This is a genomic window from Phocoenobacter atlanticus subsp. cyclopteri, assembly GCF_018343795.1.
Lineage (GTDB): Bacteria > Pseudomonadota > Gammaproteobacteria > Enterobacterales > Pasteurellaceae > Phocoenobacter > Phocoenobacter atlanticus.
Window position 1 is genome coordinate 1,948,079 of record NZ_CP074346.1, and the last position, 11,094, is coordinate 1,959,172.

The following is an 11,094-nucleotide window of genomic DNA, read 5'->3' on the forward strand; positions in this document are numbered from 1 at the left end:
TACCTTATTGAATAATTCTTTTTTCCCACATTAATTCAAACCAATCGAATGTTTTTTTGCAAATTTTATGACAAATGATACCGCTTGTTTGGTTTAGAATTCGTTGTAAATAAATATTTTCTCGATCTTTTTGAATAAGAAGATCTAACTGTTCTTGTATAAAGTCATCAATATTTTCTTTTTCTTTTGGTTGTTTTTTAAAGAAAGTCTCTAAGTTTTGGTAAATACCCCATTGTAGCTCATTAAAAGAGATTAAATAATCATTAATATATTGTTCTAGTAGTAGAGTCGCATTTTCTTTTTCTACGGTTTCAAAGGTTAATTTTCCTACTGTTTGGTCTTTATTTTTAAAATATAGTGAAATAGAGATAGTTGGATAGTGAATTTGTAACAGTAGATGATAGAGCCAGCATTGGATAATATCTTTATCTCGTAAATTACCTACACGGTATAAAATAACCTGATTATGCTCTGGATAATAATTTAAATTACCACAAAGCGTGATGTTTTCTCTTTGATAATTAAAGGTTAAATATTGAGTGTCTTGTCTCGTATAAGGATATACTTCATTATAAAGTGCTTGTAATTCATTAATTAAATTATGTTGAGCGACATCTTTAAAGGCATTAACAGGTAATTTCCCTTTATATTGTTCTTTTTCAAAAAAATCATTAAATTGATCTTGTTCGTTGATAAGCAACTGATCTAAAAATTGATATTTTTCTAATGGTGATAGAGAAAAAGGCTCAGAATCTTCCAGAGGTTTTTCTTTTTTAGAAAAATAAATACCTAAATGATTGTTAAAGAAAAACTTAATAGGATGTTGTATAAAACGGATTAAATCTTCAATTTCAATAGTGTCAATTTCAGAATAATGTTCAAGTTTTGTTAAGAAATCACCAGTAGATTGGTGAGAGTTAAGGGTTTCTAACCACATTGTTGCATAAGATTGATAAGGACTATTTGGAATAAAATTAGTTGGACTAAAAGCCGTCATTGAATGTTGAATGACGTTTTCCTCAAAAAAGGATTTTTCACCATTTTTAGGTAAATAATCACAAAGTTGAGAAACCAAAACAGATGGTAATTCTGTTTGATTTTTCGTTAAACTTTGTCCAACGTAACTAATATAAAAAATATCTTGAGCAGAAAGTAAAGCTTCTAAAAATAGGTAACGATCGTCATCCCGTTTCGCTCGATCACCTTTTTGTGGTGCATACTGCATTAAATCAAAACTGTTTATATTATATTGACGAGGAAAATCTTTTTCATTCATTCCAAGCAAACAAACAACTTTAAATGGAATTGCTCGCATTGGTAAAAGAGTCGCAAAATTGACTCGTCCAGCAAGGAAATTGAGATGACTTTTATTATTTTCAAGTTGTTCATTAAGTAGATTAATGATAATTTCATCATTAATTTTATGATCAAATTGCCCCTCAGTTATATTTTTGACAATTTCATCTATGGCATTATGTAACTGTAATAAACTGTAAGCATTGGTTTCATCTTCTAAATAGAAATCATCAATCAATTGGAGCAGTTTTATTTTCCATTGTTGAATTGAATGCGATTGATGAATAAAATCAACCCAATCCATAATTTTGCAAATAAATGCATTTAAGTGACCGCTTAGTTCAGCATTCAAACCATAACTTTCATTAAATGCAATGGATTCTTCCCAAATCCCATTTTCTTCTTTTAAGGCACAACCTAGTAATAAACGATTGAGACCATTTTCCCACGAATTATAATTTTTCCATTGTGGATTTTCTAATTTTAAACCTGCTCGAATACCAACCTGAGTAATCCAATTGCGTAATTGTTCAATTTGAGAGGGGACAAAATGATGCTTTTTCTGAATTGCGGTAATATCTAATAGATCTAAAATTTGTTCGGCACTAAATTTTGTTTCTCTCATTGAAAGCAAGTTCAGAAAACTATTAATAATAGGATCAATTTCTTGAATGCTTTGATCAGAAACACTATAAGGAATAGCACAAGGATCTTTTCGTTCAAAAACTGCCCTAATATAAGGTGCGTAAAGATCGATGTTTGGTGACATTACCAGAATATCTTTTGGACAAAGGGTTGGATCTTGTTCAAATAAATAAAGGAGTTGATCGTGCAATACCTCAACTTCACGCAATGGACTATGGCAAGAATGGATTTGTAATGAGTGATCATTTTCATCAGTATTAAAGTCAAATTCATTACTTAACTCTAAAATACTCTGTTGTATTTGTGCCAGTAAATGCTGTTTATGTTGTAATGGTTCAATATAGGCGGAGATTTCATTATCTTGAAAATCTAATAATGTATTTAAAAAATCTCGCCCTTGTTTTCCCCAAGTGGTCAGTAATGGGTTTGCAGTAAGGGAATAATCATCATTTTCTTGTGTTATTTTTTCGTTATACAGTGTGATTTTATCGATCATTTTTTGTTCTAAACTATTACCCCAATAATACTGGCTTGGGTTCAGAAAGAAAAGATGAATATCGCAGAATTCACTTAATTTTTTTAAGGTAACTAACTGTGAAGGGGGTAACGACGAAATACCAAAAATAAATACTCGTTTTGGTAATTTTTGCTGTTCTAATTGATTTAAATTTTCCAATTTTTCAAAAAAATGTTGTTGGAAATACGCTCGGTGTGACGTATTAAAAATTTCTGTATTACTCTCTTTTTTTAATTTTTTAACCAGAGCATTCCATAACATACTTTGCCATTGAACTTCTGTTTCAATATGAGCTTTAATACTTTCTGTTAAATGACCACTTTGTTGATAAATCTCCTTTAATACTAATTCATTTTGATTATTTTCCCAGTGAATTAGCCAATGAGGGCGATAAACTAAGTATTGATCAAATAATTCTGCAATTGCTTTCGCTAGTTGATAATACTTTTGTTGTTCAGGGATTTCCCCTAAGTAAAGACGTAATGAATTAAACGCCTCATAGTGTAATAAGTCAGGAATAATTTGTATCAATTGCCATACAGTGAGTTTTTGAGCAAAAATATTCTCTTTCGGGAGTTTTGGTAATAATGTGCGGTATTGTTGCCATAAAAAACTGGTTGGAAAAGGAAACTCAAAATTTGCAGCAATTCCCTTTTGTTGTGCAATTTCCATTTGTAACCATTGTGCCATTCCAGCACTTTGTACTAAAATAATTTCCGCTTGAAAAGGATCATTATTAGACTGTACTTTCAGTAATTTTAGCAGTAGCTCTTTGTGAGTTTTTAGCTGGTTAGCATAATATACCGTAAACATTGTATTCTCTCCGTTGAATTTAGAGAGATTTTCCTCTAACTTGCAACGAGTTTCAAGGTTTTAAATAAAATTCTCCTAGAGGAAAAGTCACTTTAATTTCATTATGACGACAATTTACTATAAAAGTGATCTCATTTTGTTTGATTGATGATTGGCAGGGTAATTTAGCCATTTTTAAACTAAGTTGGTTTTCTGCAATTTGCATTGCTTGTAAACGCTGATAAATTAAGACTTCTTTTTTATTTTGGTATTTTTGCCATTTGCTATAACTTAAAAATATAATTGAAGAAAGTAATATAGCAACAATTACACTGATAAAGGTTTCGGCTTTAAATTGACGTTGCATTATTTTCTCCCGTTTAACAAATTTTGTGAATTTGAAATATAAAACCAAGCCCCATATTTATTTTTTAAATATTTAATGACACTTTTTTTATAAGATAAGTTACGTTCTTCACGCTCATTATCGTAAGAAGAATATAATTTTCCATAGAATTTTTTACCTTTAATATCAAAGTGATAGTCAGTAATAATGATACCGTAAAAATTCTTTTTTAAACTTTCATCAATCGCATTATCTGCAATCACAATACTGGGGTGACGAAGTGAGGTTTTGGGTAAATCTTTTAAAGATTGAATATGAATAATTTGCTCTTGATAATGCTCAATATCAAGATACTGCTGAATATCACTAAAAGGCACATATTTCTTTTTAGTGGGTTCTATTTTGAAAATATTAATATTTTTGCAAAAAAGCTGATAAATCATACCGCTTATTTCAATTTTTACTTCTTCTTTTTTATGTAAATTACATAAAGCATCTTTATCTTGATGAAGATAATCGACTAATTGAAATTTTTTTGTTAGATAATCTGAATAGTAATATTGAGTGATTTTTTCTGTATTCAGCCAGCGATCTTTCGCTAAAAAAATTACCGATAAAATACCCATTAATAAAATAATCGAAACTAGCCCGACTGAGGCATTAAATAATTTTTTCATTGTTTAAAATATAAATATAAGATTGAGTGGAATAAGTTTGATTATTTTTAGTTAAAGATAATAAAACCTGCATTACTTTATGCTCTTTCAACCAAGAAAAAGAGAGTTGAGAGATTTTATAGTTATTGTATTGTGTTAATTTCCCCCATTTTCCTTGATCACATTGAGCAAGTAGTTGTTTACATTGTATGAGTGAGCATTTACTAATAGAACTATCTTGATAAATATACAGTTCTTGATGATCGACTTTAAATCCAAATACTTCTTTTGCGACATCACTGGTATTATTTTTTCCTTTAACAAAGCAAGCACTTTTCTTTTTTCGATTACCTACACAACCATCACTATTGATATCATAGAAAAAAACTAAACATTGAGGCTTTATTGCTACAGAACTTTTATTATACGTAAAAGCAAAATAATTACTGTTTTCTCGATCAATACCTTGATAGTAAATGTGTTGAATATGTTGTTTAAAAAAATTCATAATTTGTTGAGCATTTTGCTGTAAAGAAAGTGTTGTTTGTAATTTATGTTGATTTTTATAGCTATCAGAATAGAAACTGGATAAAGCAAATAATAGGGTTACCATAAGAGATAAACTTGCTAAAAGTTCAACTAATGTAACCGCTTGAATAACTTTAACGAAAGCGACATTTACTTGTTTTGTTCTTCGCAATAACATTGATCACTCCATATTGATGAAATTGTAAAATTTCACTTTGTTGATTAATGGCAATATTTAAGCACTTTGATTCTGATGTTGCTGCTACACCATCAATATTAATAAAGCTTTTAGGATAAAGCAGAGAACTTTTTATTTGAGTTTCTGGGTAGCTGTTGTTATACAATAAATATTCTTTAAATTTTGCACAACTAGATAAATTAAGACAATCACATCTGACTTTTCTTCTGCTTTTCTTCTTTATGGCAATTACACACCATTTTTGGCGGTTTAAGTCTTGAGAGATTAATAAAGAATAGCGTTTTTTATGGTAACGTGCTTTTGTTTGTACTTGATAAACAAAGGATTTTAATTGTGTTAATTCGCTCTCTAATTTCATTTTATCCTGTAATTTGAAAATAGAGGGAGAAAGAAAATAGAGTGCTATCACTAAAATAGTAAGGGTGATTAAGGTTTCTATTAAGGTAAATGCTTTAAAAAGCGAAATGTTGAGCATAAAAAATCCTAGTATTTTGAAAGGACAATACTAGGACTTTTTGAAAAAGAGTAAATAATATTAAATTAATTTATCGATCAAGATCGCAAAACTAAAATTATAACCAACCTTTATGTTTAAAATACCAATAAGGTGCAACCGCTGCCATCACCATTAAACCAATTGCTAAAGGGTAGCCATAAGCAAAACTAAGTTCAGGCATATTCGCAAAGTTCATACCATAGTTAGAAGCAACCAATGTTGGCGGTAAAAACATTACCGACACAACAGAGAAGAGTTTAATAATACGGTTCTGTTCAATATTAATAAAACCCATCGCAGCTTGCATTAAAAAGTTTACTTTTTGGAAAAGTGATTCATTATGAGGTTGTAGTGATTCAATATCTCGTAAAATTTCACGAGCTTGTTCTAATTGATTTTCAGGTAAACGGGTTTTACGTACCAAGAAACTTAATGCTCGTTGTGTATCCATTAAACATAGACGAACTTTAGAGCTTGCATCTTCAAATTCTGTTAGAGAAGATAACGCCTCATCAAAATCTTCGCCTTGAGTTCCTTCCAATACGACACGGCTTAATTTTTCTAAATCAGCATAAATATCTTCAATCACATCAGCAAGTTGCTCAATTTTAGTTTCAAAAAGATCTAATAATAACTCGTAGGCATTACCATCTGTTAGTTTTGCTGTACGAGTACGCATTCGATATAAACGAAAAGCAGGTAATTCACGTTCACGTAGAGTAAACAAACGACCATCACGAAGCGTAAATGCAACGGTTGCCATATCTGCATAATCTTCTTCATCTAAACAATAGAAAAAGGAGTGCAAATGCAGACCATCTTCATCTTCAAAAAAACGAGCAGAAGCCTCTAAATCTTCCAGTTCTCGCTCTTCAGCAAGAGTTTGTGACAATCCTTGCTCAAGTACACTACGCTCTTCATCACTCGGATCAACCAAGTCAATCCAAATCGCATTATTTAAATTATGTTGATCGTTATTATCTACTCGAATTAAGCGAGAATTATTATTTTCTAATGCAAAAGCTTTAATCATTTCATACTCCTTGTTGGGGAGTGAACATAGAATGGAACAGACTTACCCGACACTCGTCGGCAAGCCTTGAGGCAGTTGGACGAAGTGTATTTAGTTTAGGTAAGATATATGATATTGACTAGAAAAGTCCCTATGACTGTCCAAAATGTGTTTCCTCAAATAAAAAATTGCTTAAATGGTAACGATTAAGAGAGGGTTAGTCAAGATAAACAAATATATTTTGAGATAGTGGTACAGGGCAAGATCATACTTTAATTGAATATAACTCTAATTTATGATCAAATACTCCTTCATATAAAAGGAGACATAAAATGGCATTTATTGAACACTTTAATCAATTAGAAGATACCCGTTCACATATTAATAAAAAACATGACTTACTCGATATTATATTTTTAACAGTAACTGCAATTTTATCTGGAGCTGAAGGCTGGAAAGGGATTAAATTATTTGGTGATGAAAAACTCCCGTGGCTACGTAAATTTAGAGCGTTTGAAAATGGTATTCCAGTCGATGATACGATTGCTAGAATTGTAAGTTCTCTAGACCCACAAGAGTTGACTCATTGTTTCATGCGTTGGGTTAATGAAATACGAGAAGCCAATGGACAAAGTGTCATTGCATTTGATGGAAAAACACTTCGTCATTCCTTTGATGGTGATAGAAAGACGGCATTACATAGTGTTTCAGCCTATGCGACAGACCAGAAGTTGGTGCTAAGTCAAAGTAAGTCTAAAGGTAAAAAAAATGAAGTTGAAACTGTTTTAGAGTTGATTGAGATACTAGAAATAAAAGGAAATATTGTTACAGCTGATGCCATGCATTGCTTGAAAAAAGTGACAAAAGCAATTGATAAAAAAGGCGGTGATTATGTCCTTCAAGTAAAAGATAATCAAAAAAAACTACTGCAAGAAATAGAAAGTTTTTATCATAAAACTCGCCGAGATATGCCATTTTTAATTGAACAAGGTAAATTTGAACAGATTGATGGTGAACATGGGCGATTAGAAGAGAGAACGTATACTCAATTAGCTGTGACGGACTGGTTAGAACAAAAAAAGGGTTGGTCAAATTTAACTTCAATTATAGAAGTTGTTAGAAAACGAACAATCAAAGCAAAAAAGAGTGAAGAAGTTTCTTATTATATAAGTTCTTTGCCTGTTGCACCTGAGATGGTAGCAAAAGCAATAAGAAGTCATTGGAGTATTGAAAACAGTTCACACTGGGTACTTGATGTAATTTTTAAAGAAGATGAATCAAGAATTCGTCGAGAAAATGCCCCTGAAAATATGGCGATATTTAGGCGTTTTGCGATGAATTTAGCTCGTTTAAGTCCAATCAAAGATAGTATGAAGAGTAAACTACAACGAGCTGGATGGTCAGATAAAATAAGAGAGCAACTTATATTTGGTCAATAATCATCCAAGTATGATTTTGCCCTGGATAGTGGTAATATTTTGATTATTTTTTACAAATTTTTATAATTAAACGTTATTTTTTAGCATTTAGTAGGATTAACGAGTATCGCTAACCCTACATATTTTCATAATGTTTAAAGTAATGAAACATTAAGATCAGAAGATGAGCCAACTATTCTTACTCGTTTACCTGGTACAAAACCAGCTTCTTTTTTCTGAACCACGACAATTTCTTTACCATTATCTTTGCGAATCACCATTTCCATAGAAACAACTTGATTCATTTTTTGTTCTGTTTTATTGCCAATTACTGCTCCAGCAATTGCTCCAACTGCGGTGGCAATTTCTTGACCTTTTCCTCCGCCGATGCTAGAACCGAGTACACCACCGAGTGCACCACCACCAATTCCACCAATAACACCATTACTTTTTGCTTGGATGATAACATCACGAACAGAAACAATTTTTCCGTAGCTAATTGAACGTGCTTCTTTTGCTTGAGAACCAGTATATACATTCCCGCCATATATATCTTGATTAGCACAACCAACTAAACCTAAACTGATCGCTAAAGCAAATGTTAAACCTAATTTCTTCATTTTATATTCTCCTAAAAATTGAGTTTCGACCATTATTACATTATTTAAGACAATAATCACTCAAATGAGTTCTTTTATTAAAAAACAAGCGGTAAGATTGTCGAAAATTTTTGCAAAATTTAGTATCATCTTATCCAAATTTAATACGATTACATTATTAACAGGTTATAAAAATGAATATTCAACAAATTTTATCTAAACAAATTCAGCAAGCAATGGTTTTAGCTGGTGCTGAAACAAATTGTGAAGCATTGGTGCGTCAATCGGGAAAACCTCAATTTGGGGATTATCAAGCCAATGGTATTATGGGAGCAGCGAAGAAATTAGGGGTAAATCCGCGTGAATTTGCTCAAAAAGTGCTAGATAATATTAATTTAGGGGGTATTGCAGAAAAATTAGAAATTGCAGGACCGGGCTTTATTAATATTTTTTTAGATTCAAAGTGGTTAGAAAAAAATGCAGAATTGGTATTAAAAAGTGAAAAATTAGGAATTGAACTAAATCAAAATCAAACTGTGGTGGTGGATTACTCTTCACCAAATGTTGCGAAAGAGATGCACGTCGGACATTTACGTTCTACGATTATTGGTGATGCGGTCGTCCGTTCGTTAGAGTTTTTGGGTAACAAGGTTATTCGAGCTAATCACGTGGGAGATTGGGGAACACAATTTGGAATGTTGATTGCTTATCTTGAAAAAATAGAAAATGAGAATGCAACAGCAATGGAATTAAGTGATCTTGAGGCTTTTTATCGTGATGCAAAAAAACATTATGATGAAGATGAAAAGTTTGCAATCAAAGCACGTAATTATGTGGTTAAATTACAAAGTGGAGATGAATATTGCCATAAAATGTGGCGTAAATTAGTTGATATCACAATGCTCCATAACCAACAAAACTATAATCGTTTGAACGTTACTTTAACAGAAAAAGATGTGATGGGAGAGAGTTTATATAATCCGATGTTACCTGAAATTATGGAGGATTTAAAAGCGAAAGGCTTAGCGGTTGAAGATGATGGCGCTTATGTCGTTTATCTTGATGAATTTAAAAATAAAGAAGGGGAGCCTTTAGGTGTAATAGTTCAAAAGCGTGATGGAGGCTTTCTTTATACTACTACAGATATTGCCGCTGCAAAATACCGTTACCATACTTTAAAAGCAGATCGTGCATTAGTTTTTTCAGACTCTCGTCAAGCTCAGCATATGCAACAAGCATGGTTAATTACTCGTAAAGCTGGATATGTACCAGATAGTTTTAGTCTTGAACATCATTATTTTGGAATGATGTTAGGTAAAGATGGTAAACCATTTAAAACACGTACAGGTGGTACGGTTAAGTTAGTTGATTTGCTTGATGAAGCAAAAATTCGAGCAGATAAATTAATTTCAGAAAAAAATCCTGATTTAACACCAGAAGAGAAACAGGCTGTAATTGAAGCTGTGAGTATTGGTTCTGTTAAATATGCCGATTTATCAAAAAACCGTACTACAGATTATATTTTTGATTGGAATAATATGTTAAGTTTTGAGGGCAATACGGCACCTTATATGCAATATGCTTATACTCGAGTAAGCTCTATTTTCAATCGTGCTAATATTGATCCAAAAACATTGGCGGGTAAACTGTTGCTAACAGAGGACAAAGAACGTGCTTTAGCCTTAAAATTATTACAATTTGAAGAAGCCGTGATTATAGTTGTAAAAGAAGGGACTCCACACGTGTTGTGTCAGTATCTTTATGAATTGGCAGGTACCTTTTCAACATTTTATGAGGCTTGTCCGATCCTAAATGCGGAAGAAGATGTAAAACAAAGCCGTTTAAAATTAGCTTATTTAACAGCTCAAACTTTAAAACAAGGATTAGATTTATTGGGTATTAAAACCGTTGAAAAAATGTAGTTTTTACTAAATTGGTATAGGTCTATTTTAATTTTATCTTTGATATATTTTAATGATCAATAACATTAATAAATAGGGTTAGACTTTTAATCCTTTATGCCTATTATTCAATAAATTAAAATAATAAAAATGGTCAAAAAACTCTGTGTTTTGACCATTTTTTATATTTCATTTATTTTAGCTTCTAAAAGCTCCACCATTGTAAATCTCATTGTGATTTTTTAATTTTTATAAACTCCATATCATTTGGCTTTTCACCATATTTATTTGGTTCTGGTGAGCCTTCTTTATCGCTCAATCTTATGAAATCTAATGTATTTATATCTATAATATTCCATCCGCTTTTGCCTAAATCGTGAAAACGTCTAGTCATCACTGCAAGCATTGGAAATAAACTGATAAAAAAATAAATAACAAGAATTTCCACAAAAACTTTTTCATCAGAATACTCGGCTAATCCCATTAAGCAGAAAAAAATAATAGCGTAAATTCTTATAAATGAACGATAATATTCAATACTTGCTCTGCCTTTAAAATTAGCATAGTACCTAAATTCATGTAGATAAACACACAACATTATTTTAATTTTATTCATAGCAATAAAAACAAAAAGGACTAAGTCTAATTATATTAAACTTAATCCCTTATTTTGACAATCTTACCTAAAA

At 31.3% G+C, this 11,094-nt stretch carries 10 protein-coding genes; 2 read left to right on the plus strand and 8 right to left on the minus strand.

Annotated elements, in window-relative coordinates; all coding sequences use genetic code 11:
• Positions 1–4: 4 nt before the first annotated feature.
• From recC to corA, 6 genes are all read right to left on the minus strand, one after another.
• On the minus strand, positions 5–3,271 hold the full coding sequence (gene recC, locus KGI96_RS09445; RefSeq protein ID WP_211599140.1) for an exodeoxyribonuclease V subunit gamma: 3,267 nt from the start codon (positions 3,269–3,271) through the stop codon (positions 5–7).
• A 52-nt stretch (positions 3,272–3,323) separates the two neighbouring features.
• The gene (locus KGI96_RS09450) at positions 3,324–3,617 is read right to left on the minus strand and encodes a DUF5374 domain-containing protein (RefSeq protein ID WP_211599139.1); all 294 of its coding nucleotides are present in this window, start codon (positions 3,615–3,617) and stop codon (positions 3,324–3,326) included.
• Complete coding sequence (locus KGI96_RS09455; protein ID WP_211599138.1) at positions 3,617–4,273, minus strand: DUF2572 family protein; 657 nt, start codon at positions 4,271–4,273, stop codon at positions 3,617–3,619. Before KGI96_RS09455 ends, KGI96_RS09450 begins: the two co-directional genes overlap by 1 nt.
• Positions 4,257–4,958 (minus strand): PilW family protein, encoded by a 702-nt coding sequence (locus KGI96_RS09460; RefSeq protein WP_211599137.1) that lies wholly within the window; start codon positions 4,956–4,958, stop codon positions 4,257–4,259. Before KGI96_RS09460 ends, KGI96_RS09455 begins: the two co-directional genes overlap by 17 nt.
• The gene (locus tag KGI96_RS09465) at positions 4,915–5,454 is read right to left on the minus strand and encodes a pilus assembly FimT family protein (RefSeq protein ID WP_211599136.1); all 540 of its coding nucleotides are present in this window, start codon (positions 5,452–5,454) and stop codon (positions 4,915–4,917) included. The genes KGI96_RS09460 and KGI96_RS09465 overlap by 44 nt, the downstream gene beginning before the upstream one ends.
• A gap of 97 nt (positions 5,455–5,551) precedes the next feature.
• On the minus strand, positions 5,552–6,508 hold the full coding sequence (corA, locus tag KGI96_RS09470) for a magnesium/cobalt transporter CorA (RefSeq protein WP_211599135.1): 957 nt from the start codon (positions 6,506–6,508) through the stop codon (positions 5,552–5,554).
• Between the two features lie 311 nt (positions 6,509–6,819).
• On the opposite strand from corA, the gene KGI96_RS09475 reads away from it, so the two are divergent.
• Positions 6,820–7,926: an ISAs1 family transposase gene (locus KGI96_RS09475; protein ID WP_213156454.1), complete on the plus strand. Its 1,107-nt coding sequence runs from the start codon at positions 6,820–6,822 to the stop codon at positions 7,924–7,926.
• Positions 7,927–8,060: 134 nt separating this feature from the next.
• Here the strand turns inward: KGI96_RS09475 and KGI96_RS09480 are convergent, their stop codons facing one another.
• Positions 8,061–8,525: an outer membrane lipoprotein gene (locus tag KGI96_RS09480; protein ID WP_211597841.1), complete on the minus strand. Its 465-nt coding sequence runs from the start codon at positions 8,523–8,525 to the stop codon at positions 8,061–8,063.
• 173 nt (positions 8,526–8,698) lie between these two features.
• Here KGI96_RS09480 and argS point away from each other — a divergent pair, with 173 nt between their 5' ends.
• A complete protein-coding gene (gene argS, locus KGI96_RS09485; RefSeq protein ID WP_211597840.1) occupies positions 8,699–10,426 on the plus strand; it encodes an arginine--tRNA ligase in 1,728 nt (575 codons plus the stop codon).
• A 208-nt stretch (positions 10,427–10,634) separates the two neighbouring features.
• On the opposite strand, the gene KGI96_RS09490 is transcribed toward argS, so the two are convergent.
• Positions 10,635–11,021, minus strand: a complete 387-nt coding sequence (locus tag KGI96_RS09490; RefSeq protein WP_211597839.1) for a DUF805 domain-containing protein — start codon at positions 11,019–11,021, stop codon at positions 10,635–10,637.
• Positions 11,022–11,094: the final 73 nt, after the last annotated feature.